The 25,717-nt window shown below is 43.5% G+C and carries 21 protein-coding genes; 4 read left to right on the forward strand and 17 right to left on the reverse strand.

Going from position 1 to position 25,717, the window contains the following annotated elements:
• Positions 1-12 precede the first annotated feature (12 nt).
• From J2Z34_RS17920 to J2Z34_RS15340, 6 genes are all read right to left on the reverse strand, one after another.
• On the reverse strand, positions 13-2,295 hold the full coding sequence (locus J2Z34_RS17920) for a putative bifunctional diguanylate cyclase/phosphodiesterase (protein ID WP_209460744.1): 2,283 nt from the start codon (positions 2,293-2,295) through the stop codon (positions 13-15).
• Positions 2,296-2,870: 575 nt separating this feature from the next.
• Positions 2,871-5,561: an HD domain-containing phosphohydrolase gene (locus tag J2Z34_RS15320; protein WP_209460745.1), complete on the reverse strand. Its 2,691-nt coding sequence runs from the start codon at positions 5,559-5,561 to the stop codon at positions 2,871-2,873.
• Positions 5,562-5,587: 26 nt separating this feature from the next.
• Complete coding sequence (locus J2Z34_RS15325; protein WP_209460746.1) at positions 5,588-7,522, reverse strand: putative bifunctional diguanylate cyclase/phosphodiesterase; 1,935 nt, start codon at positions 7,520-7,522, stop codon at positions 5,588-5,590.
• Between the two features lie 43 nt (positions 7,523-7,565).
• Positions 7,566-8,150, reverse strand: a complete 585-nt coding sequence (locus J2Z34_RS15330) for a hypothetical protein (protein WP_209460747.1) — start codon at positions 8,148-8,150, stop codon at positions 7,566-7,568.
• Between the two features lie 311 nt (positions 8,151-8,461).
• Positions 8,462-9,565 (reverse strand): Ldh family oxidoreductase, encoded by a 1,104-nt coding sequence (locus tag J2Z34_RS15335; RefSeq protein ID WP_209460748.1) that lies wholly within the window; start codon positions 9,563-9,565, stop codon positions 8,462-8,464.
• Positions 9,566-9,707: 142 nt separating this feature from the next.
• Entirely contained in the window at positions 9,708-10,436 is a 729-nt protein-coding gene (locus J2Z34_RS15340; RefSeq protein ID WP_209460749.1) for a nuclease-related domain-containing protein, read from the reverse strand.
• A gap of 215 nt (positions 10,437-10,651) precedes the next feature.
• Between J2Z34_RS15340 and J2Z34_RS15345 the strand changes: the two genes are divergently transcribed.
• Both J2Z34_RS15345 and J2Z34_RS15350 read left to right on the forward strand, forming a co-directional pair.
• A complete protein-coding gene (locus J2Z34_RS15345) occupies positions 10,652-11,374 on the forward strand; it encodes a hypothetical protein (protein WP_209460750.1) in 723 nt (240 codons plus the stop codon).
• A 50-nt stretch (positions 11,375-11,424) separates the two neighbouring features.
• Positions 11,425-12,258, forward strand: a complete 834-nt coding sequence (locus tag J2Z34_RS15350) for a M15 family metallopeptidase (RefSeq protein ID WP_209460751.1) — start codon at positions 11,425-11,427, stop codon at positions 12,256-12,258.
• A gap of 72 nt (positions 12,259-12,330) precedes the next feature.
• On the opposite strand, the gene J2Z34_RS15355 is transcribed toward J2Z34_RS15350, so the two are convergent.
• The 11 genes from J2Z34_RS15355 to J2Z34_RS15405 all read right to left on the reverse strand — a co-directional run bounded on the left by J2Z34_RS15355 (position 12,331) and on the right by J2Z34_RS15405 (position 23,366).
• Positions 12,331-12,819 carry a C-GCAxxG-C-C family protein gene (locus J2Z34_RS15355; protein WP_209460752.1) on the reverse strand — a complete coding sequence of 163 codons (489 nt, stop codon included), beginning with the start codon at positions 12,817-12,819 and terminating at the stop codon, positions 12,331-12,333.
• A 153-nt stretch (positions 12,820-12,972) separates the two neighbouring features.
• The gene (locus tag J2Z34_RS15360) at positions 12,973-13,326 is read right to left on the reverse strand and encodes an FMN-binding protein (RefSeq protein ID WP_209460753.1); all 354 of its coding nucleotides are present in this window, start codon (positions 13,324-13,326) and stop codon (positions 12,973-12,975) included.
• Between the two features lie 15 nt (positions 13,327-13,341).
• The gene (gene tatC / locus J2Z34_RS15365) at positions 13,342-14,115 is read right to left on the reverse strand and encodes a twin-arginine translocase subunit TatC (RefSeq protein ID WP_209460754.1); all 774 of its coding nucleotides are present in this window, start codon (positions 14,113-14,115) and stop codon (positions 13,342-13,344) included.
• A gap of 17 nt (positions 14,116-14,132) precedes the next feature.
• Positions 14,133-14,294 (reverse strand): twin-arginine translocase TatA/TatE family subunit, encoded by a 162-nt coding sequence (gene tatA, locus J2Z34_RS15370; protein ID WP_023385676.1) that lies wholly within the window; start codon positions 14,292-14,294, stop codon positions 14,133-14,135.
• A gap of 44 nt (positions 14,295-14,338) precedes the next feature.
• Positions 14,339-14,662 (reverse strand): Sec-independent protein translocase subunit TatA/TatB, encoded by a 324-nt coding sequence (locus J2Z34_RS15375; RefSeq protein WP_209460755.1) that lies wholly within the window; start codon positions 14,660-14,662, stop codon positions 14,339-14,341.
• A gap of 99 nt (positions 14,663-14,761) precedes the next feature.
• Entirely contained in the window at positions 14,762-16,282 is a 1,521-nt protein-coding gene (locus J2Z34_RS15380) for an FAD-dependent oxidoreductase (RefSeq protein ID WP_209460756.1), read from the reverse strand.
• Positions 16,283-16,370: 88 nt separating this feature from the next.
• Positions 16,371-16,937: a TetR/AcrR family transcriptional regulator C-terminal domain-containing protein gene (locus tag J2Z34_RS15385; RefSeq protein ID WP_209460757.1), complete on the reverse strand. Its 567-nt coding sequence runs from the start codon at positions 16,935-16,937 to the stop codon at positions 16,371-16,373.
• A gap of 419 nt (positions 16,938-17,356) precedes the next feature.
• A complete protein-coding gene (locus tag J2Z34_RS15390; RefSeq protein WP_209460758.1) occupies positions 17,357-20,023 on the reverse strand; it encodes an immunoglobulin-like domain-containing protein in 2,667 nt (888 codons plus the stop codon).
• A gap of 593 nt (positions 20,024-20,616) precedes the next feature.
• Positions 20,617-21,498, reverse strand: coding sequence for an oxamate carbamoyltransferase subunit AllH family protein (locus J2Z34_RS15395; RefSeq protein ID WP_209460759.1), 882 nt, complete (start codon positions 21,496-21,498; stop codon positions 20,617-20,619).
• A gap of 287 nt (positions 21,499-21,785) precedes the next feature.
• Positions 21,786-22,046 carry a hypothetical protein gene (locus J2Z34_RS15400; protein ID WP_209460760.1) on the reverse strand — a complete coding sequence of 87 codons (261 nt, stop codon included), beginning with the start codon at positions 22,044-22,046 and terminating at the stop codon, positions 21,786-21,788.
• A 123-nt stretch (positions 22,047-22,169) separates the two neighbouring features.
• Entirely contained in the window at positions 22,170-23,366 is a 1,197-nt protein-coding gene (locus J2Z34_RS15405) for a plasmid pRiA4b ORF-3 family protein (protein WP_209460761.1), read from the reverse strand.
• A 297-nt stretch (positions 23,367-23,663) separates the two neighbouring features.
• On the opposite strand from J2Z34_RS15405, the gene J2Z34_RS15410 reads away from it, so the two are divergent.
• Positions 23,664-24,947 (forward strand): AAA family ATPase, encoded by a 1,284-nt coding sequence (locus tag J2Z34_RS15410; protein WP_209460762.1) that lies wholly within the window; start codon positions 23,664-23,666, stop codon positions 24,945-24,947.
• Positions 24,931-25,575, forward strand: coding sequence for an RloB family protein (locus tag J2Z34_RS15415; RefSeq protein WP_209460763.1), 645 nt, complete (start codon positions 24,931-24,933; stop codon positions 25,573-25,575). Before J2Z34_RS15410 ends, J2Z34_RS15415 begins: the two co-directional genes overlap by 17 nt.
• The last annotated feature ends 142 nt before the right edge of the window (positions 25,576-25,717 follow it).

Genomic DNA, 25,717 nt, shown 5'->3' on the forward strand with positions numbered 1-25,717 from the left:
CACCTTATGTTTTTATGCTGTCTGGTTTTCATCAGTAAGTTCTGGTCCTGAATTGATTTGCATCAAAAGATCTATTGCCTTATGCTTCTCAAGAGGCGGGCTCATCAGGTAACCCTGATAGATATCGCATCCGTTTGACTTCAGGTAATCCTTCTGCGATTTTGTTTCAACGCCTTCGGCTATAGCAACAAGGCCAATCCTGTGCGCCATTGAGATTATGTCCCTTACAATGCTGTCTTCTTCACCTGAGTCATCAATGGAGCTGATGAAGCTGCGGTCAATCTTCAGGGTATCCACCTGGAGCTCTTTCAGCCTGTGCAGTGAAGAGTAGCCAGTTCCGAAGTCATCCAGATGTATCCGTATCCCCTGGTTCCTAAGTAGCCTCAGCCTTTCATTGATTTCCTCAAAGTCACTCACAAGTATTGATTCTGTTATCTCGAGCTCAATCATCGAAGGATCGGCTCCGCATCGTTCAATGATGTCTCTGACTCCTTCAGAGAAGCAGTCCCTCATGAGCTGCACTCCAGACACATTTACCGCAACCTTTATTTCATCCTGCCCAATTGTCTTGAGCTCCCTCAGGAAAGAGCAGGCTTCCCTGAAGATCACTTCTCCAAGCTGGCAGATGATCTGCTTCCTTTCAGCTATACGGATAAATTCCATGGGCATCACAAGGCCCAGAGCCTTTGACTCAAACCTTGCAAGTGCCTCGAAGCCTGTTATCCTGTCATCTTCCATGGATACCATTGGCTGGAACATGAGATAGAACCTTCCGTCGCCTTCTCCCTGCAGAAGCTTTGAAAGCTCTTCCTCGATGGCTTCTTCCCTTTGCAGCTCATTTTCCATATAGCTGTCGAAGAACGCCAGGCTGCTGTCCTCCACATCCTTTATAGACCCCAATGAAACTGAAGCTTCCTTCAACAGCTGGTCTGCCGACTTCTGAGCCCCATCTGTATCTGAGATTCCGACCTGAACCGACATATACTTGAATGACTCATTAAGCCTGAATGGTTTTACGAAAAGGTCGTCAATCCTCATTGCAATCGCCCTTGAATCATGTCTGTTCCTGCAACCCTCATAAAGGAATACGAACCTGTCTGCAGCAAACCTGTAAAGTGTCAGACCGTTTTTAGCTAGTGTTTCCAATCTCTCTGAGATTTCCTTTACCATCCGGTCACCCGTCTCATACCCCAGGATCATGTTAATGGTCTTTAGATCGGTAAGGTTTACCATCAGCACCGCAAAATTTGTGTTCCTCATCCTTAGCAGCTTGTCTTCAAGAACCTCCTTCAGATAAAGGCTGTTCGGGAGTCCGGTTACATCATCAGTATATGCGACCTTCCAAAGCCTCTTGTCTTTCCTGTACGAGGAAAGGATCATGAATAAAAGCACTGCATATACGGTACCGAGAAGCAGTATTCCAAAATTCGAAAGCATTACGATGAGTGAATCAGTCTCCTTCATCTCGGTTCCGATAATGAGCGAACCCGCATTGGAGCCTCTGCTGTAAACAGGGACAATGACCCTGTATATGCGGTCCCAGTCCGTGCCTGCAGGAGTACTCAGCGACTTACCGTGGGATACCGCAAGCCTTTCATCCTCTTCGAGATATTTACCCTTGCTGCCCTCATCAGTACTGCTGATGATCTTGAAATCCCTGCCGGCATATGAGACAAACCTTATCGACCCGGTTCCCTTGATTTCATTAAGCAGCCTGTCAAGTTCCAGGCCGGACATCATTGTTCCGATTTCAGCCTTGCTTATCCCTGCCTGGATGAATCCTCCCTTTGAAAGTCTCAGATATCCATATTTGATATCTCCACCCTTTACTGCATCCTCCCTGATTTCTCCGACATATGAGATAAGAGTGCTGTCGAAGAATGCCTTTGCCGGATGTCCGTCTGGCGGTGAAAACCCTATATAGGCTTCATCTGCTGAATACCTTGCATTGCACTTCTCATCATATACTATGATGGAATCAACACCCATGGCTTTGGCGATGCCACTAAGGTATTCGGTAGTGTATGGCTCAGGCTCCTCAGACACTGCCTTAGCCGTCATCATGATCCTTTCAGCCAAAAGACTGTCAACAACACGTTTTGCCTCCAGAGCATTCCCGATGCTGTATGAATGTCCCCGGGTCAAGCCTGAAAGCTCCTTCTCCATGCTGCTGTAGCCCCATTCCTCTATACCTCTTATCATAAGGGTACCGATGGAGCTGAAGATTGCAGTAACAGATATTATTGAGATCAGATATGTCTTGAGGTGTGACCTCTTGAGCCTGTTTGCGTTCACTTCTCTCGTCCACCCCCCGCATCTTTGGCAATGCAGGCGAAGCCTACAGTATTAAATATTCCATATTTGATATTCAATTCATTTTTCTACAGGTCAATATGCGTTACTATTCAAGGTTTTTGATATTGTATTGATAAATGGTTATGAATACCCCAGCATTTCATATGCATATTTACTTTAATTATATATTCTTTGGTCATAACATGTAAATTGAATGTATTCTCTTAATTTCGTAATTTATTATTTAACATTTAGATAATATATTTAAAACAATTATATTATTATTCAAACTATCTTAGGGCTAAATATTGAGTGATTTTTCATCATACGCTGTACAAAGATATAATATATGTTTGATCCCATCAAAAAGCGGCCCTGAATGAGCTTCAGAGCCGCTTTGATTAAGTCGGTACAAGGTTCTGCAAATATTGCCTGCTTATCGGAGACTTTCAGTGGAAATATCTTAATTTACATATACCTGCATATTTTGTCAATTTTTGTTAAACATTTAATTATATATTCAACTGTACTTATCCTGTCATTTAGAAGCTGATTGAAATAACTTATCTCTAATCCTATATCGCTTTGCTTTCGAGGCTTATCAGGTCAAGTTCAAGGACCTTTTCTATGAATATCCTTGTGATTCTTGGGTCGTACTTGGTTCCAGCCCGAGATATCATCTCAAGTGAAGCCAGTGTATCTGAAAGTCCATTCCTCTTAAGCTGGTCAAAGCCCTCTGCCACAGCAATGATCCTGGACAGCAGAGGTATCTCCTCCTCTGACAGGCCTCTCGGATAGCCTGTTCCGTCCCATCTCTCATGATGAGCCAGAACCGCTTCAGCGATTCCTGCTGTATCCTCGAAGGAGTTCAGTATCCTGTAGCCTGCAAGCACATGCTGCTGATAGGCCTTCCTGTCTACTCCGTCGAGCTTTCCTGTCCTTTCAAGCAGCCTGTCTTCAAACACGACCTTTCCGATATCGTGCAGGAATCCGGCATCTCTCAGCTTCTTTGATTTCGAGTCTGAAAGCTGCAGAGCTCTGCCTATCCTCTGGCACATTTCACTCACGAAGAAGGAATGTTCCATGACTGTGTCGCTTCTGTCGAAGAGCTTCATTATGATCCTGGAGACCATGTCGCTGTCCAGAGTCTTACGTGAAAGAGTCTTCTCCTTGTACATCTCGAATTCGGCGTTGGCCATGGTTCTTTCGAAGCTTTGTGATGCACTTTCACAGATATCGAAGCCCATGGATATTCCTGTCTTGATTGCATCTATCCTCACTGACTGGTAGGCTTTCCTGATTTCATCCATCATCCTGAGAGTCTCATCTGCAGTGGTCCTTGGCAGGAGCATCATGAACTCATCTCCTCCGACTCTGGCTATCATTCCTTTGTCCTTTATCACGCTCTTCAGGATCTCTGCTGATTTCTTCAGAAGCTCGTCCCCTGCAGTGTGTCCGAAGATATCGTTTGATAGTTTCAGGCCGTTGACATCGCCATAAATCACCGATATGGGCAAAAGTGATGCAACATCCATCCTGCCAATCTCATCCTCAAGGTATTTCCTGTTGTACAGTCCTGTCAGGCTGTCATGATAGCTGAGGTGCCTGATTTTCTCTTCATCTCGCTTCTTCGCTGAGTTGTCCATGAAAGTGACTACGATTCCGACAATCTCTCCGTGCATGATCTGAGGATATGCATAGTACTCAATTTCCACCAAAGTCCCATCTTTTCTCCAGAACACCTCGTCAGCCGAATGTATGCCCTCGCCTCTTTTTGCTGCAGCCTGTATCCTGCAGTCTTCCTTTCTTATGGGATTTCCGTCCTTGGTTGAGTGATGGGTCAGGTCGTGAAGGTTCCTTCCAAGCAGCTCGTCCTGATTCTCGTAGCCGAGTATCCTGATACCTGCCTCGTTGCAGAATATGCAGTTCCCTTCAATATCCGACCCGAAAATCGCTTCTACCGTGGAGTTCAGTATGAGCTGGAGCCTGTCCTTGTTTTCAGCAAGCTCCTGCGTCCTTTCGTAAACCTTATGCTCCATGGTTTCAAACAGCTCGTTTATCGTATCTGCCATGTCATTGAATGAACTTGCCATCCTTCCGATTTCATCGTCCCTGAACACCGTAGCACGCTTCGAGAGATCTCCCTCGGACAAACTTACTGTTGTTGCGATAAGGCTGTCTATGGGACCAAGAAGCCTCCTTGTCATCAACAGGTAGATAAGGGTGGACAGAATGAAGGCAGCGAGAACATATAGACCGGTCAGACGCATGTTTTCAAGTATTCCTGCTGTAAACAGCGAAGATGGTACTGTCGTAACTATCATCCAGTCGATTCCGGACCTTGCGAATTCCAGATAGTGCACGTGCAGGTCTTCTTCCATAAGGTCAACTCCGTACGTTCCGGACCCTGAAGAATACTCCCATGCCTTTGCCAGGCTTTCATCCCCTATTTCCTGAAGGGTTATACGGTCAAGCGTACCGTCCTGCTTTACGGTGAAATTCGGCGAGCCGGTTGAATTCGCTACAAGCAGGCCTGTATCCTTTTCTATGATTGCAGCTTTTGCACCTCTTTCTGACGCAAGGCTGCTAAGAAAACTATTGATACCCCCAAGGGTCATGTGGGTCCCAAGTACTCCCTTCAGGGATCCGTCATCGTTATATACTGGAAGCGCTGCTGACAGTGTCATGTCTTCAATGACGAAATGCTTGTATATCGGTGAAAATACCGAACCGCCGGCTTCCTTTGCCGCAATGTACCAGGCTCTGGTCCTGGGGTCGAATTTTCCAGCCTTCAGAGCGATGTCACCGGACCTCATGGAGTCGGTAACACTGTAGTACCAGGAGTTTCCTTCTGTCCCGGCATCGTTCCTCATTACTTCGGTTCCGCCCTCAGGATTTCTCCTGGCTCCGTAATATTCGCCATTCTCAGTACCGAAGCTGAAGCTGTATATGGATTCACCGCTGTAGCTTCCAAGGACGCTTAGGAAGAACCGTTCCCTGTCTTCCGGATCATATATGTCAACTATCCCTTTCCTTATCATCGCTTCATGGGCCAGGTTTATGCTTTCAGGGTTCCCAATATAGGCCTCAATATCCCTCGTTATGTCCCTGCTAAGATCTTCTGCCATTTCACCCGCTATCTCCTCTGCGGATTCCATCCACTTGGAGAAGACGATGAAGCCCACCGTCCCGAGGGTTGTTGTCATAAAGAGTATGAACATCAGAAGCGTTATGTTCTTTATCGAAATCTTCCTTAATTTGCTCATTTTAAGAAACACACCTTTCCAAATCGTCAAGCAGTCTCAATCCTGTCGAATCCTTCAAGCATCAATAGGGCATCGGCTTCTTCCATGGGTCTTCTGAACAGATAACCCTGCATGATGTCGCAGCCGTTTTCTATGAGGAAATCCCTCTGAATCACAGTCTCCACACCTTCGGCTATAACCTCCAGGTCGAACTTATGGGCCATGGAGATTATGTCGCTTGTTATGTAGTCGTTCCTGTCGCTGGTCGCGACCATGCTTACAAAATATCTGTCGAGCTTCAGGTAATTCACGTTAAGCTCGTTGAGCCTTAGGAATGATGAATATCCTGTACCGAAATCATCCAGAGCTATCCTTATCCCGTTTTCCTGGAAATCCTTCAGGCTCTTGTTAACTGCGGCAAAATTGTCCAGCAGCACCGATTCAGTGATCTCAAGCTCAAGGTTCTCGCTCCTTATGCCCGAATCCACCACAGCCTCCATTACCGAGCTGCCGAATCCCTCATGTATAAGCTGTATACCAGATACGTTAACAGCCACCCTTAGTTCTGAGTATCCTCTGGATTCAAGTACTGCAAGGAAGGCGCACGCCTTCTTAAGGACGAGATTCCCGAGTGGTATGATAAGCTGCTTCCTTTCAGCAACATCTATGAATTCTGCCGGCGAAACATTCCCAAGCTCCCCCGACCTCATCCTTGCAAGAGCTTCAAATCCCACCACCCTGCCAGTCGCAAGATGGAGCTGCGGCTGATAGTTAAGATAGATTGCATCAGTTCCGTTCTCAAGGCACATGGATATCTCCTTCTCGATGATATCTTCCCGGTGCAGCTTCTCTGCCATGGCCCTGCTGAAGTACATGTGGCTTTTTCCTGTATTGAGGTCGACGTTGTCGAGTGAAATTGTGGCATCCTTCAAAAGCCTGTCGGCGTTCTCATAATCCCCGTCGATTTCAACTATACCTATCTTGGGCTGCAGCTGCTTCTTCTGGCCCCTGAAATCCATCGGCTCCCGGAAGGCTTCAAGAATTGCTTCAACCAGCTTCTCCAGATGATTCTCCCTGTGGCAGTTCCTGGTATAAAGCACGAACCTGTCTTCAGTGAACCTAAACAGCATTGTATCCTGTCCCGCAATGAGCTGCAGCCTCCTTGCAAGCTGCCTCAGGGCATCATCACCGGAGTCATAACCAAACAGGAGATTGATGCTCTTGAGATTGCTTATGCCAATCAGCATCAAAGCCTTCCTGTTCCATCTGTATAGCTTCAGGTCCTTGGTCAGCATGACCTTAAGATAGTAGCTGTTGAAAAGTCCGGTAAGATGGTCATAGTACGCAAGCATCATGAGATGCCTGTTTCTGTTTAAGGTGAAATCCATCAGTGCGATAAGTGCGCCATATACCAGAGCAAGCACAAGGATCCCTATGGCAGAGGAACGAATGATCTTCCGGTCTGTATCCGCTGAGGGCTTAATGACGACTAAAGCGGAGTCTTCCATCACACCTTCATCAATCTTAACTATAGCCTTGTAGTATTTAGTCCCGTTTATTTCAACGCTTTTGCTGAATATCCCGTTTCCTTTGGCTTCTTCAATATCGCTTTTGCCAGTTATGTCCAAGTAGTATTCAGGATACCTGCTGCCGATGACAGATTTTCCATTGACCAGATATGCAAGGGTCCCATCCTCAGGGACAAGGTCTGACAGCAGACCTTCCATATTAGTTGCTTCATCAATCTTTAACCTCAGAGCTTCATCAGCAGTCTCCAGGAGACTTCCAATATTCAGTATGCTTTCTATGCTTCTGGCACCCGTTCTCGCATAAGATACTGTTTCTTCCTCAAGGATGCTGTAGTAATGCTGTCTCGAGAAGATTACAAGAAGGCTGCCGAGCGCAAAAAACGCCACTGTGATGCCTATGACCGGCATCACAAATGGCCTTACTTCACTTGAGATCACTCTTCTCTTCTTCAAGCCTATCCCCCCAGGAAACTAATGTCCTTACTGCTGCTGATTCCTACTCCAATGACTTGTATATGTCCTCTTCGTTCCTTGTGACTACTTCCATCCATGTATCGATGGCATGCTTAGCAACCTTGTACGAAGCCTCAATGACCGATTTTGATTGCAATATTCGGTCTGAATGAGTATCGCTTTTCACTCTCAGGAATTCAACCTTCAGCTCACCTCTTATGCTGAAGTCGCATATCATCCCGTCCTGCAGCACCCTTTCCTCTTCAATGTTGAAGCCTGAAAGGTATCCTGCATTGTTTTCTTTAAAGAATTCCTCGATTTCCCAGAAGCTTCTAAGGTCGCCGTAATCTGGTCTTTTCTTCATCTGCCCGTAAAGCCTGTTCGCCTTCCTGAGCAATCTGCTTTCCTTAATCGTCATTTCCCTGCAAATGGGTTCGTATATACAGATTGAGCCTTCACTTATCTCAATTAGCGCCTTGTTTTTTGCCTCAATTACAAATTCAGCTCCATCAGACTTCAAAAACGTAATGCATGTTCCTGAAACCTCAATGAGCCTAAGCTTTTCACCCTTCCTGAAATTATGTCCTGATCTAGCGGGGACCACTATATCACCTATAAGCTGTTCCATGTTGTTCACCTGTTTCTTTAATCCTATTTACTTTTTCAAATACAATTTTCATTATATATTGCTTCAATACAAATTACCACCTAAAAGGACCTCCGAATAGCCTCAGATATCCATTAATTCCAAACTTAGCAATCATATTAATTATGCCGCTATTCAAATATAATATTCATATGCCATACTAGTCAGGTACTTGGTATCTACAGTGCAATGTCAGACAAATCCACAATATGCAGACAGACCCGCATATCATATTGCGGGTCTGTGCTGCTTCTAACCAATTATTCTTATTTATTCGACGAAAAGTTCCTTTACTACTCGTTTGGAAACCTGTGCGGCAATCCCAGAGTATCCCTGATCTCAATGAATTCCTTCATTACTTCCGCTTCAACCGGTATCCCCTTGTCCTTCCTGTCCAGCCACGCCAGATGCTCTTTTTCACCTGCAGTATAGATTCTCTCTTCACCTGGTGCAAGCCTTGATGACCTTAAGTCCCTGAGTATGTCACCTGCAGTTTTCTTGAAGGTTTCCAGCCCCATGAATGCTTCAGTATCTATAGCCATAAAGAAATGGCCCAGATGGTATGGAATCTTCTCTCCCTTTTCGCCGATTCCATTAAGCATCTTCATGTAGCTTCCTGCCTGAAGAGCTGCGCAAAGTATCTCAACGACTGTCGCATATCCGTATCCCTTGTAGCCGCCAAGCTCCTCTCCTATTCCACCTAAAGGAGTGAGTGCTGCATCACCTTTGACAAGGTCAATGAGTATCTGCCTGCTGTCAGTTCGAGGTTTTCCATCAGAGCCAATCACCATTCCTGACGGAGTATCTTTTCCAGTCCTTGCGTAATGCTCAATCTTTCCTCTCTGTGTGATGCTTGTTGCGCAGTCTATCACAAACGGAAAGTCCTCATCAGTAGGAAGTCCTATCGTCAGGGGATTGGTTCCAAGCATGTTTTCAACTCCGAAGGTCGGTGCTATTGAAGGCCTGGCATTTGTTCCTGTAATTCCTATCATGCCTTCCTTAGTTGCCATTGTGGCATAATAGCCAGCAATTCCATAGTGAGTGGAGTTCCTTGCTGCTACCATTCCCATCCCATACTTCTTCGCCTTGTCTATTGCAAGCTGCATTGACTTGTAGCCTACAACCATTCCCATTCCGTCATGGCCATCGACCACTGCTGTGGTTGCAGTCTCCCTAATTATTTCGAACTCTGTGACAGGCTTATGTATTCCGCTGTTTATCCTGTCAATGTATATTGGCTTGAACCTGTTGCAGCCATGGCTGTCTATACCTCTCCTGTCACTTTCCACAAGGACATCAGCACAAATTGCCGCATCCTCAGGTGGCACTCCTGACTTTATGAAAGCGGATGCTATAAAATCAGCTGCAAGTTCAAACGAAACATATGTCTTATCCATGATAACCCTCCTGCGAAGCCATCCGAATGGCTTTTACACTCATTTGTCAGCTCTTAACTAGATTCTACAGCCTTTTTCAGCTGCATGCACCAATATATTAAAACAAGTCAATAAAAGGCAGCCAAATCTGACTGCCTCTCTACTATTCCAAATCTTCCCTTATCGTTCTTACATGGTTAACCTTAATGCTTTCTTCTGCCAGCGAATACCATGAGAGGATTCCGTGTATTCCTGATATCTCGCTTTCACCGAAGACTTTTGGCCTTCCGGAGATGTCTGCTGTAATCACTGACTTCAGGCTGTTCCTCTTCAGCACAGAGGTATTTTTCGATGAAATGCTGACATTCTTTAGTTCGCAGCGCTCACTGAAGACTATGTATGAAAAGAAGCTTTCCGGTCCTACATCCCGAAGGTTATCCATCAGTGCATTGATATGTCCTCTGTTCTGCATTACAGGATTATAAAAGGAAATCTTCTTTCCGCCCTTGAGGCTCTGGGTCCAGTTCCTGCTCTTCTCGTCACCGAAGATCCATCCGCTGTAGTTCTTGGATTCGAACACATAAATACCGGTTGGATGTACCATGAGAAGATCAATCTCCGTAGTTCTTCCATTATCTAAAGGCAGGTAAATATTGGTAAGTATCCTGCTGCCTTCTCCAAGGCTTTCCAGCAGCAGAAAGACGAGGAACTCCCCATATGCACCCTTGTCAGAGATAGTCTTATAGAATCTGTTCCCACTTGCTGAAGAATATGATGAACTTGAGAAACGGATGAACAATCCATAAATCCTGATGATCAATATAAATATTGGTATGACTGCAAGGTATAACAATGGAATAAGATTGGAGATTACTATTTTAGCAATACCCATGATATCTCCCCCTCAATACAGTGACCTAATTATATCATCAGTCTGATTCAAGAACAATCTAATGAATATTTTGCAAATCTAAAAAATATTTTGATGATATATTGAACAGCCCCATTATCACATAATACCTACAGACTTTGACATGCAAGTCACTGAAGGATACAATTATCCTAAACAGGGACAATCCTGATTGATATTCACAAGGGGTGATTTAGATGCCTAACACCAGGACTCAATTTATAAGTCACCGCAGAACACTGCTCACTCTCATAGGACTCATCTGTGCACTGTCTCTCTTTGCCTCGTGCGGTTCAAAGCCAGAGACTCCTACAACTACATCAGCTCCGTCAGCAACAGCGGCTCCAACATCGCCCAGTATACCAACCGTACCTTCAACTCCGGACCTTCTGTCCCAAAGGGTAGTGGATATCATGAAGGACGGAAAATACACAATGACAGTTAAGATATTTGCTACTATCAACGGAGAGCTTGAGGATGTCATGGAGTCTACAATGTCGATGAATGGTACCTCAATAGCAAGCAAGATCGAGCTCGGAGACAGCATGACCATGAGCACTGTAATCAAGGATGGCAAGATGTATCTCATTAGCCACGACATGAAGACAGTGATGGTAATGGATGCTTCCAAACAGGTTCCAACTGACACACCGCAGACTCCGGAAATAAACCTGGAAGGCATTGTATACAAAGGCAAGGGTAAGGCTGATTTTCTCGGAAATATGCTTGACTACGAGGATTATACAACCGATGGCGGCAGCGTAAGGTATTTCTTCGAAGGAAACGAGCTCAAGGGAATAGAATACTCCTTTGAAAATGTAAAGACCCTTATGGAAATATCAAAGCTTGATGATACTGTTGATGACAGCATGTTCACAATTCCTTCTGACTACAAGGTCACAAACCTTAACATACCATAATTGATTGCAGAGAAGGTCAGGCTATGCCAGGCCTTCCTTTGAGGTAGAAGATGAAAAGTCTCAGGTTAATCATCTCACTCCTAACCGCATTGTCATTTACAGCAGGTCTTTCTTCCGCTGCTTCTGCATCTGAAAAGGCCAGCTTTGCTTTAGGTAATAATACCGAGAAAGTGATTACTTCTTCAGGAAAGCCTTCATTCCGGCTTCACCCGCTTCATCATCCCTCCCCTTTCTATTATGAGGATCTTGTTGAACTGACGAGCCTTGATGACAGCTTTATAATCGACCAGAGATATGCGACGAAGGACAACTTCACAGGTCGGATCCATTATGACACGGTGCTTTGTCTCATACACAAGGATATCGCTGCGAGGCTTCTCAAGGCACAAAAGCTTGCCAAGTCAAAAGGACTGAGGATAAAGGTATTTGATGCCTACAGACCGGTATCTGTACAGCAGAGCCTATATGATTCTACGCCGAAGGAGCTGAAGATGTACGTGGCAAAGCCTTCTTCAAGCTCTCTTCACCCGAAGGGTCTTGCAGTGGACATTACGCTTGTCGATTCAAACGGACGTGAGCTGGACATGCCATCAGAGTTCGATGATTTCAGCATCAAGGCTCACATAGACTATGATGGTGCGACTGACAGGCAGAAAAGCAACCGGGCTCTCCTCATAGACATAATGCAAAGAAGCGGCTTCAGGGTTAACAAGACTGAATGGTGGCACTACTATATACCTGAAAGCGCTGATTACCCACTACTAGACGTGCAATTCATACATTTCCTGAGGGCAAGGTCCGGAAGGCTTAACTACAGCTACACTGACACATCAGAGCATTCTCCGTCTGAAGACATATCTTACAGGATCCCTGTGGTGGAATAAGAGAATAAAATGAATCGAGCCATGTCCAGAAAATTGCTGGATATGGCTCGATGTGATTTATGAATTTTTGTTTTACTTTAGTGCGTACTTTACTCCAAGTGCAGCAGCATAACCTACGATGCTCTGGCAGTTTTTCTTCCTCTCCCTTGAATGCCAGTCGGGAAATTTGTCAGTAATTTCCTTGCAGCTGACAGTACCATACTTTTCCTCGAATTCTCCTACAAGTGAACTGAAGATGCTGTATATCCCATCCTCGCCGTAGAGCTCATCAATTCTTTCATTAATGTCCTCTTTAGCTTTCGGATTCTTCCTGCCCTTGACCGCCGCTACAGACATAGCTGCACCGAGCAGGGCTCCGCAGGTATTCTTGGTCATGCCGATACCACCACCGAAGCCTGAAGATAATGCGATGACTTCACGCGGCAGGTCAGTAAGCCCCAGGTCCAGAAAACTCTGGAAGACGCATTCCGAGCAGTTCAGGCCTTCCCTGAAATAGCCTTTGGCAGAAGCCTCCGCCCTTTCCATCATCTCTTCAATGTTCTTTTCATTTTGATCCGCCATTTTTACCTCCAGGTTTCTCATCCACATGAGTCTTTGTATCCATCATACGGTGTAGGAATCTTAATTGCAATTAATAGAGCCTGCTCTTTCACTAACATGAAAAAGCCTGATACTTCTCGAAGGAAGAATCAGGCTTACTTTGTTCATATCAAATTACTTTGCTTTATCCAATGCTCCTGCTACAGCCTCAAGTATTGCTACTGAAGTGATTGTAGCTCCGGATATCGCATCAACTTCTGTTGATTGCTTCTCTATGATTTTTGGTGGAATCTGCTCTATTGCTGCAGTTCCTATTCCTTCTGTCTCCTTGTGCGAGGTAACGTTTACTGCACTTATCTTCCCACTCGTGACCTTGACCTCTACCTTGAGTTCTCCGTGCATTCCTTTAGTGCTAACTCCCTCGTAGGTACCATCCTTGAAGGCTCCCTTTGAAGCGCAGCCTGTGCTTGCGAGCATTGCTGCTGTTGCCATTGTTATAACTATTGACCTTATAAACTTGTTCTTCATGTTTTCTCCTTAATATCAGATATTCTTTAGTGCCGCCTTCTGGCGTTTTAGTTTTCTTTTGCTTATGATCCTGCTCATTATCACGCTGAACTCAAAGAGTATCATCATGGGTATTGAAACCAGGAGCTGTGATACTACATCAGGGGGAGTTATTATCGCTCCTATGATGAATATTATTACTATGACTAACCTTCTGCTCTTAACCAGCCATTCGGGCTTCAGTACTCCAAGTCCGGTGAGTAGTGATATTATTACCGGCAGCTCAAATACTATACCGAATGAAAGCAGAGTGGAAAGGATGAATGCCAGATAGTTCTGGACAGATATGGTTGCGCTTATTGCCTGGCTCTGGTCCACTCCTGCGAAAAACACAAGAAGCATGGGTACTGCCACGTAATAGGAGAACGCAGTGCCGCAAAGAAAGAAAAACAGTCCTGCAACAAGAGAAAAGAAAACAAGTCTGTTCTCATGCTTTTCAAGACCCGGACGTATGAACCCCCATACCTGGTGCAGTATGACCGGTGAAGAGATCACTATTCCGCATATTACCGAAAGCCTTACATACTCCATGAAAAGCTCTCCTGGAGCAAGGTATACGAGCGTATAGTCAAGTGCCTTTGCGTTTGAAATCAGTATGTCTACTATCTCATCGCAGAAATTGAAGCTTATGACCGTAGCTAGTACAAATACCACCACTACGATGATAAGACGGTTCCTGAGCTCCTTCAGGTGGTCCACCAGACCCATGTCTTTTCCATTATTTGCTGAAGGCTTTTTCTTCTTCTTCAAATTCACCGTCTCCTATGCTACTCAGCAGTTTTCTCGTCACTTCCTGCGACGCCTTCCTTGAAGTTCTTTATGGACTTTCCAAAGATGCTTCCAAGCTTCGGCAGCTGCTTCGGTCCGAAAACCACCATCACTATTGCAAGTACTACAAGCAGTTCTGTTGTACCAAGTCTTCCGAACATATTCATTCTCCTTTTCGTTTCAATTAGCAAAAACCAAAAATCAGCTACAGTGCTGCGTACTCGCCTTCAACATTATCTTTGGGATCAGCTTCAGGATCTATTGATTTCTCTCCTGAGCTTTTTTCAGTATCCAGGGACATCTGTAATGAAGCGCTTATATCCTTCTTTAGGCTTGTCAGAGGCTCCACAGCTTCAGCAAGCGGGTCCGTTACATTTTCCTTGATTTCCTCTGTGATCTTTCCTGACAATTCCTTTATCATGCTTATAGCCTTTCCTAGCTTCTTTGCATACATAGGCATCTTCTCAGGCCCCAGCGCAAGAAGCGCCACTATTAGGATCACAATGAATTCGGTAGTTCCTATCTTCATGGAAACCTCCATTTATCTGGTCAAAACATCAGTTTGGGTCTGTAAGGGTCGAAGGCTTATCCTTCGGCCCTTGCAGATGTATATTGTATTGTTTACAGCCTACTTGATCTTGGCAGCGTTTGCTCCCGCTTTTCTTCCCTGGTGAACGGTACCGATTATCGCAGTTCCTGAACCTGGGTAGTATGGCCCTATCCAGCCGCCTGCGTTAAGTCCGCCTGCGAACAGGTGAGGTATAGGCTCTCCGTTTGGCTTGAGCACCTGAGTATCGACGTTGATCTTTACTCCGCCCAGTGAGCCAAGGTTACCTGATACGTTCTTGTATGCATAGAATGGTCCCTCTAATGGTACAAGTCCGTCAACCCTGTCGAACTGGTCATCCTTGCCTGCTGCAGTGTCTGTATTCCAGGTAGCAAGTGTAGCAGCAAGGTTTTCCTCGTCAACTGCTATGAGCTTTGCAAGTCCTTCTATGGTATCAGCTGAGAGCACTGTTCCTGCCTTGATATCAGCTGCCACGCTTTCTTCAGTCCATGGAGCTCCAACAGCTGCAAGGCTGCTCTTTGCGAATATCATGTAGGTAGGACCGTTAAGCTGTGATTCCTGCTGGAATATCGCCCTGTAGTGGTACGCATAGGTTGCATCCTCGCATACGAATCTTCTGCCCTTCTTGTTGACTATGAACGAAGGGAATACCTTGTTCTTGTTGGTAGTTGCGTTTCCGGTCTTGAAGCAGAAATCTATGCATCCGCCGAAGCCTGCGACTGCTGCTCCAAGCTCCTGTGCCATTCTTATTCCGTCTCCAGTATCAGTCTTCACTGCAAAGCACATCTGCGTTGTAAGGTCCCAGTAATGCTGCTGGCTTAGTTCCTTAGCCATTTCTACGTTCTGGTCGATGCTCGCTGCCGCAAGGATTACTCCCTTGTTGGCCTTGATGTTCATTGACTTGTCCCCAGACTTTGCAACAACTCCTATTACAGTTCCAGTTGCATCAGTAAGAAGCTTTGTAGCCTCTGTGTTGTATTCTATAAGGGCTCCTTTTGCAAGTGCAGCCTTGAGCATGGTCTGTACAAGAAGCACTCCCTGTCCGCCTGCTCCGCCACCCTCATATACGTGGATACGGTCTGCATAGAGCGATTTGTCGATGTAAGGTACATGGTTGTGTCCATAAACACTTGTCCATTTAAGTCCAAGGTCTGAAAGCCACTTGATATGTTCTGGTGCTCCCTTTGCAAGGTCCCTGACAAGCTCCTCATCTATATAGCCCTCTCCGGACTTAATCCAGAGTTCTGCATGCTTGTCTGTTGAATCGTCCTTGTAGCTTGTAAGGCTTTTCTGATACTCAGTTCCCGCAGCCTGCATGACTCCTCCGGAAAGGTTTGTCGTTCCTCCGGCTATTCCTGCCTTTTCAAGTACCAGTACCTTCGCTCCGTCATTGGCAGCCTGAAGCATAGCCGCAACTCCCGTTCCACCGCCTCCTACAATAAGTACGTCTGTCTCTTTGTCCCATTTGATGGAGGAAGCTGGTGTCTTGTCATCCTGTGTGCATGCACCCAGAACACCGATTGTAGCTGCTCCGACTGCGCTTGCCGCAGCACCCTTCAGAAAGTCTCTTCTTGAAATCATGTTGAATCCCCTTTCAGATATTATGTTATTTTATTGTCAATAACATAATTATCTGTTAAGTATCTAACATATTCAAGAAACAGAAAGCCTAAAGTGTCTCACTCTCAGCCCCCCTGAAATACTTGACAAAGGCAGCGGGTATCCCCATGGTGAAAACGTCTACGAGCTCTTCCACTGGCTCCTTCATTCCGCCCATTATCCACCTGTCGGTTATTTCCAGGTCACCATATATATGCGACTCTATAGCCGTAACAACTCTCCAGTCGCTGATATCTAATCCATTCCTCTTAAGTATGTCCAGATGGAACTCACGACTCATCCTGAATATATAGCACTTCAGGGAATTTGCATCCTGGCATCTGAAGGCGTTCTGGAAAAATTTCGGATTGTCCTTGATCACTCCATAAATCGAGCACACCGCAGCCTTCCAGGGAACCCCCTCATTATATGTGAACAACGTGCTCTCTAGTATGCTCTTGTAGTACGAGGTCATGACATCATACTTGTCCATGAAGTGCCTGTAAAAGGTTGCCCTGCTCACACCTGATGTGCTAATAATGTCATTGACTGTAAGGCTTTCAATTGACTTTGTCTGAAGCAGTTTCGACATGGCTTCATAGACAAGCTTTGCTGGCTCCGTGCATTCCTTTTTCATGGCTTCACTCCTTCACAATATGATAAGATACCAAAATTATTATGTATTCTATGTACTCCTGTCGAAGCGATATTATAGTGTCATAATATTCAGATTATTTTTCGAGTGTCATAATTAAGTTTCAAAATATTCAAGTCAATTGTTAATAATTATACCATTTATTCATCATTTGTTCAATTATTATCAATATAAAAACCATTTGTAATCAAAGATAATACATACATCTGACGTCTTAAAAGCAGAAATTCCAAATTCTTTTAGTTACTTTACATCCTCATGGAGTATTCCAAGTGAGTAGGACTTTTTAAATGCAGACTGTACCATAAAGACGAGACAAAGGCCCTATGACAGGAATCCATCCATGCCATAGGGCCTTTCCGCACTAGTTCTTATTGATTGTCAGCATCAGTTTGGCGTCTTCAGCCCATGTCGCTCTGACCGTTGTTGGACTTCTCCTCAAGAGGTTCAACAAACTCTTCGACCTTTTTGTCCTTTTCCTTATCCTTTTCTTCATCCAGGATTTCAATCATCTCGGCTTCAGGAATAAGTGGAACCTCTTCAGTAATTTCTTCCTCTATGACCTCCAATGCTTTCTTTTCCTGTCCAAGGTCCTTGTTTGCCTTAGGCTCTTCGGCTGTATTTTCAATCACTGGAATCCCTTCTTTCTTGTCCTGACCGTTGTTGGATTTTGGTTCCTCGACTGTCGGAACTTCCTCAACAACATCCGGTACAATTACTTCTTTAATTGGTTTTCCAGGGTTCTCAGGCTTCTTGCCATTGTTAGACGGAGTTGGAATTGCAGGTATATCTATTGCAAGCACATTGGAAATCTCATCTCCGGATGTCTTAATCACAACATAAACTACCTGTGGCTTTATGCCTGGTTTCAAATCTTTTATCGTAATTGTATTGACTCCGGTCTTTCCCAGAATACCTTCTCCAGATGTATCAATTTCAGGTACGCCAGCATCCTTCTCTGCGACTACATAATAGGTTTCACCGTCTACTGTTGATGTGAATTTAACTTCCCCGTTCTTTCCTGTTAACCTTACTGCCGCTCCATCATATAGATATGGTGAAGTCGTCGCTACAATTTCACCAGCCTCATTTTGTGAAAGTGAATACAGGAATCCTGGCTGAATCTCATTTAATAAGATCAATCCAGGGACCTCAAACATTAATTCGCCGTCAACATAAAGAGCGATTGACAACATCGAGCCTGCAGGTATGAGGACAGGCGATGTAACATAAGTCATTTGTGCCTGTTCATCAATTTCCATTCTGATCATATTACCATCATATATCAGATAGTACTCTATGACCGGTTCGTTGATTACTTCAACATTGACGGTCTTAGTTGTTTTTTTCTCTTGGGAATTTGTGACACTGTAGGTTACAGTATATGTCCCCAATGTATTAATGTCGACATTATTTTCAAGCACTTCGACCAAGTGGCTAATATCTCCATCCATATAATCCCGCGCATATGCATAGTCAAGCGGATTGTAATCACTGCCAATTATTACGCTATAGTCGTAGACTTCAAGCTCCGGATATGAGTAGTCCTTTATTGTTACATAGCAGGTTGCCTCAGCCATGTTGCCATCCGAATCAGTTACAGAAAGCATGATCGGATATGTACCTGCCGTATTGATATCTACTGCGCTTATGTCCCAGACTATGCTCTCCCAAATGTCCCCATCCTCAAGGTCGTATGCCTCGAAGTGCGTGGAGGATTGATCAATCTCCTGATTTAGAGGGCTTTCAAAGTCATATGCCATGATTATTGGCACTGATGACTCAAATACAATTACCTGTCTGGTAGCACCACCATAAAGCCCCAGCGAATTTGTTACCCAATATTCAATATAGTATACTCCTGGTATTGAGGTATCAACGTAGCCGTCGTATTCAACATTGCTAGTGATGTCCCCGTCGGTTGCGTCTGTAGCTGATACGCCTTGCATAAAATCAAACGTTCCACCTAATTCAAGATATACTATATATGGTTCGACATGGATTTCCGGGTAAAGCATCCACGACCAATTTACGGTAACATATGAGGTGTGTTCAGCAATATTTCCGTCTGAATCAGTAACTCTGTACAGTACGTGATATTCGCCTGGTTGACTAGTATCAACTGTATTTTCGACAATTTCTATGAGGTGTGTAATGTCTCCATCCTCCAAATCGTAAGCATATGCCCCATTCCTCGGGTCAAAAGGCTCACCTGTCTCATAGTACTGGTAATCTATTGCAACTATAGAAGGTGAAGTTGTCATGTCAAAGACTACGACAGATCGGTCAGCATAGCTCATGAGCCCAAGGGAATTGTAGACTACATACTGTACCCAGTAGCTGCCAGGTCTGCTTGTGTCTACTTCCATATATTCGACCGATACGCTGCCTGTAATGTCACCATCTGTAAGGTCAGTTGCAGTGACTCCTTCCATTGGATCGAACTCGTCACCGACCTTTAAGAAGACTGTAGGTGCTGTAATCACAGGCTGGTATTCTTTCGGCCACAGAACTGCAATATGCCTTGTGGCTTCAACTCTGTTGAGGTCTGAATCAGTTACCTCATAAGTAATGTAGTAGTCACCTGGAACTGACATATCTACATCATTGGCAATGATTTTAATTGAAGATGTGATGTCACCATCCTTATAGTCAAATGCATAAACACCTTCATAAGGATCAAAGTAAGAATCCTTATCGATTCCCTTGGTTGCAACGCCTATAACCGGCAGATCAGGACCTAGTACAAGTACATTTCGTTTGAAACTAGCCCAATTACCGTCTGAATCAAACAGATCATAGTAGATAACATAGCTTCCTGGTGTGCTGACATCTACATCCTCGTCATAATAATAAATATTGGCTAACAGCTCTGCTTCTGAATCAATGTCATCTGTGACAACGAGTCCTGCCAGCGGATCATATGTACCACCAACACTGATTACTATAGGAGCAGCAGAAATCGTAGGCGCACCTTCTTCAGCAGCAAGAACAGGTGTTGCGAAAGTAAAGCTAAAGAATAACAGTATTACCGGAATGAGCAGATTACGGAACTTTCGCTTATTCATATCATCCAATCCTTTCAATTGAACAGAAATGAAACCGGAAACTTTAAGTCTCGTGTTCCCCGCCTTTCTTCTATAGTAAAAACTTAAGCCTGTGCAGGATCTGTAAATTTTCGTTGAGGAATTTCTGTGAATTCAAAAACATGCTGCAGTAAAATAACTTCATACATCGCCTCCCGGTCAGCAAATGTCAAGTAGGAATTAGTAACCGCGGTGAGTTATTGATTGGATTCAGTATTAGCTGAAGCTTTACCAATATTGGCAAGCGTGCAATGACATATTTAACGCAACAACAAGAGTGCAATCAGCGCATTTTAATGATGATAATAATCATTTTCAATTAATTCAAGTGGCCATTTTAGAAATAAACATACCTATAACTCTTCGATTCCATTTAAACATTGAATTCATAAATTACCACGCCAATATCGTGGATGTTCCATTAATTATCAGTTAATTTTGTATCAGGATTATAGTAGTTCGTTAATAGAACACAAAATATACGCTGACAATTAAGGAAATTTATTGAAAGCTGAGGATCCCTTAACCAGGCCGTTGTCAGCCTAATTAAGGGATCCTCATATATCCGGAATTAATCATTCGATTGGCTCGATATCTCTTATTGAGTCCTGTATTTCCATAAGAATTCCCAATCCACAAAGCATGCCGCATAAAAGATCGATCCCCGATGTTGAGCCATGCTTCAGAAATTCTTCGACTCTAAGCTTTCCTGAATATGGATGTTCAAGATATTCAAGTATTACTTTCGGATATAGTTTGATTCTTATCCCATACCTGAGCATACAACCGCTGACTTCAGTCGTTGTATGCAGATACTTTTCAATGTAGGCTTTTAATATTTCCTTCCTACTTTCTTCTCTGTATCGGTCGAACATACATGAAATCCCCAGCAGGAAATCATCAGCAGAGGGTGTGAGCCCTATACCATACCCGACTATGTTTTCGGCAGTTATTTCCCTGCCCTCAATGAGGTCATTGATCAGCAGCTTCGTCCTTTCCGCTACCAGATTGTACATTTTCGATTCGATTCCTGAATATTTTCTTGGCTCAGAAAGCATTCCCATTATGGATATAATCGGGAGCATGCCTTTAGTTTCAGTATTAAATTCCAGCAGTGCGGCCTGTATCTGGGTATACATAGCAGAGATACGATAGTATTCAACAGATGCTCGCATATGAAGATCTGCAGTCTTTGTATCTTGTGTGATTACTAAGTCTGAATCAACACTCCCTGCAACTGTAATACTGTCACCAACAGAATAGCTTCTTCCTTTTAGCTCACCATCTACCACAATGCTCATCGGTAGTATCCTTTTGTTGCCATCAAGGATGGTTATTAGTTGTCCTCCAAAGTATCCGCATATGGTTGTTCCGAAAACCATAGAGATGCTGAAGTTCATCGTACCCTTCAGATCTATGATTCTCCTTATTTCACTGTCCATTTCCTTTACTAGCATCTTTCACCCGCCTGTCTCTTTTTGCTGTCCTGAAACAACACTCTATCTGTAATTCTATCATTTATTGTATGTAAGACAACGTCCAGATAAATGAAATGAGAAAGCTCCACACCAGGTGATACATATTAACTCACCACATCCTGGAATGGAGCTTCTAAGCGATTAAGTAAGATTATTTCATTGCTTTCTTGTAAGCGGCAACCAGTCCAACTACTAGAATGACTCCACTGATAAGGAATGCGAAAATTGGATTCATGTCATCACCCTTTCAAATATTTTGTCTTAAGTTAAAGCATAAACTCAGCAATACCCCAAACTACCAGGAATACTCCCAGTATCAAAGGAGGATATATCAGGAGCGCTCTCTCCTTCTTCATGAAGGCATAGATAGCCATGGCAAAGGCTACAAGTCCAATGATGAAAATTACAGGTGTCGTTAGGGGAACCCTCACACCTCCTATTTTCAATTTCAGTGCTCCACCGCTGATAACGCTTAATGCAAGCGCCAGCTGTCCAATCAAGCTCTTAGGGAAAATCTTTGATTTCATCGTAATCAGCTCCCTTGAATGGATTACAGAATATTCTGTTACCTATATTATACCACCGTAGGGATGTAATACATTCACTTTTCTGCATGATTTTAGATACACTGTCAAATTGCACTTCTTATACTACCAGAAAATGGGATTCAGGTACGGATCCTGAAAGTCATAAAGCAGTCTGAGGTCTTCATTAAGCAGGTCAATATCGAATACACTGTCCTTGAAGGATCCACCCCAATCCATCATCTCTTCATAATCTGGATTATCAGGATCCTCAATGATCTCATTGAAAGCAAGGAACCCGTCTGGACCTCCTACATCCTCTGGCAGAGGTCCTCCCTGTCCTTTTGTGCATGTGGCATATGGAAGGTTGTACTCATGATTGTACTTGTTGAACCTGAACACATGCTCCCAGTCATCCCCAAAATCATAGGTGTATTTAAGCTTTGCACTTTCACCTATTACAGCGACGAGAGGCTTGTCATACGCCTCGTTGTCTGTTTGTGCCGTGGACAGGAAACTGAAATCATCGTCCGATTTGGGCTCTATGATTAGTGAAGATCCTTTGTTGCTCGTGACGGTAAAGCTATGCAGGTGGCTATTGCTCCATCCAAATGCGGTCTGCAGTATTGAATGCAGTTCCCTGAAGGTTGTCTCTCTCGGTATCAGGAGAGACCTGCTGAACTTATAACCGGGAATTGGCACATTTACAGTAACATTATAGGCACCCTTCATGTATGGAGGATTCCCATATACCTTTGATAGAAGCTCTGCCATAGCACGATGAGGTCTTAAACTGTTGTCATCCTCATCTGGTATCACTCCTGTGAAGTCATGCCTGTTAAGGATCCTGCTCAGTTTAGACTGAACATTCTCCCTAGGAATATGAAATTCCGCGTACCTTTCGAGAAGTGTTGCCTTTCTGGCATTCTCCTCCTGATTGGCTTCATGTGCTGATTCTATCCAGACAATGTGTCTCTTCTCAGTATTGAATACTTGAAGGTTCAGTGGGTTTATCCTTTCGTTAAAAATGCCCTTACCAATTGAACGAATAATGTATCCTTCAATCTCTCTCTTTTCCCTTTTTGAAGGGATAGCAACGACAGCGCAGTATCCAGTAACCAGGTTTTCTGCCACAAGATACTTCTTCTTGTTTGCAGCGATAACTTCAGCTTTCCATGTGAACAATCTATCCCTCTCAGTATCTTCACCTTCAAGTCCTGACACACCGGCTTTAGCAGTGTCTTTGATGTTCAGCGCATCCAAGACTTTGCGGGTAGCCAGAATACGCAAGTCAATTGAAATCTGTTTTACTGTATTGCTCAATTCCTCACCTCATATCATACTAATCATCAAAAAGGAGATATGGACATTGCAATTCTATTCAACTACACCATAATTCTATCATCATAGATATCCAGTGAAAATATCAGAATCAGCATAAGGCAAAATTAAACTAAATAAGTAATTTTTAAGCCATTATATAATCAGTGCCTTCATTTATGAACACATTCCGCAATTTTAGTTATTTAAACATAATTTATGAGGCTTTATCTCATTTTAATTGCTTTTATTGAAATAGAAGCATAATATTAAGTTATAAGGACAATCGGAGGGATTCATATGCTGCTACAGTTTACATTTTCTAATTTTGGTTCATTTGAGGGAGAGGCTTCACTTGACATGCGTGCGAGCGGAAGCAGCGAACTATCAACCCACGTTCGAGCAATTGGTAATGATAAGGTGCTTCCTGTAGCTTCAATCTATGGTGCAAATGCAAGCGGAAAGTCAACAGTATATTCTGCATTCGAATTCATGTCCCTATATGTTTCACAATCCTTCTATCTTACTGATGAAAAGAAGGTCAAAGGTACTAAAATGCTTACTCCAAAGCCATTCGCAATGAGTTCCAGCAAGGATAAGCCCAGCGAGTTTGAGGTAAATTATGTTACGACGGTCAAAGGAAAGTGTAAATATATCAATTATGGATTTATGCTGGATAAAGATGGAGTAGGTGAAGAATGGCTAAAGACAAATTCAAAGACCGGAGTATCCCGCAACCAGGAATATAAGACGTTATTTCATAGAACAAGAGGACAAAATACAGTATATGGCAATTCATTGGAGAGGTTCCGTCATAACATTGAGATTTCACTGAGTGAAAGAGTGCTCTTATTGTCACTGGGTGCAAAGCTTAAGGTTAAGGAATTAATAGACGTTCGAGACTGGTTCCTCGAAAATGAGACTATAGACTGCAGCAACTATCTCTTTGATGGATTGGAAGCCAAGATAATTCCAGATGGAATAGTAGACAATACCGAAGCGAAGAATCGTCTGCTTGAGTTTATTAATTCCTTCGATTCCTCAATCATTGATCTTGAGTTTGAAAAAGCTCCTAAATCAGACAACAAGGATGATGAATCATACCTCGTATTTGCCATACATGAAAGCAGGGAAAAGGATACGAGAGTCCGCATACCTTTCGATGACGAATCTTCCGGTACAATAAAGATGTTTTTACTTTATCAGGTCTTTAATGATGTACTAAGAAACGGAAGTCTCCTATTCGCTGATGAGCTTGATATTAAGCTGCACCCACTGCTGATGAGAAACATACTGCTGACTATGGCTGATCCCTCAAAGAATCCTAACAATGCTCAGTTGATATTTACAACACACAATACTGTATACATGGATATGGGACTCCTCAGGAGAGATGAAATCTGGTTTACAGAAAAGAACACTAATGTTTCTGACCTCTATTCATTAAGCGATTTTATAGACCCAAGCGGCGAAAAGGTCAGAAAAGATGCGAACTACGAAAGGAATTATCTATTAGGAAGATACGGTGCTATACCAAGTCTTTCAAATCTTTTGGGGGAATCGGACAATGGCTGGGCGAATTAATCGTTTGAAAAGGAGTAGATCTGAAAGAAAGATCCGGCCTCTTCGACTTGGAGGATATCTGATAATTACTGATACAGAAGCTACTGAAGTAAATTATTTCCTTGGACTTAAGGAGAGCATTCCACCTATGTTGAAGGGGGATCTGCAGATCAAGGTGTTCAAGAACAAAGACCTTGACAACATAATTAATTTTGCTTCGTCTGAAAGAAATAAGGACTCCAGATTCAGGTCTGTATGGGTAGTATTCGATAGGGATGAAGTAAAGAACTTCGACAACTTGGTTTCTCAAATCGAAAAAGAAAAAATGAATCCTGGTTGGTCCAATCCCTGCTTTGAAATCTGGTTGTCAGCATATTTTGGCGAGATGAAGTCTGTGAATTCCCCGGAACAATGCTGCACTGAATTTGAACGGTTAATGAAGAAAAATACTAACAGAACAGAATATATAAAATCAGACAGTGATATTTATAACTTACTTGTCAACAATGGAAGCGAATCCAGGGCAATAGAGTTAGCGAAGGAGCGATACTTTTCGAGGTCTTCAACATATTCAAAACCTAGTGCTATGACCTCTTGCACTACAGTCTTTATGTTGGTTGAAGAAATAATGCAAAAGATACAGAATTAGTAAAATAAATATTGGATCCATGATTTGGGATAGTTACCAATTCATGGGAGAGTGTAGAAAATTTTGTGTTTGGACCTCTGGCTTAAGATTATAATAATCTTAAATCGGAGGTTTTAAACATGGCAAAAATTAAAAGGGATCC

The organism is Youngiibacter multivorans (genome assembly GCF_017873395.1).
Taxonomy (GTDB): Bacteria; Bacillota; Clostridia; order Clostridiales; family Clostridiaceae; genus Youngiibacter; species Youngiibacter multivorans.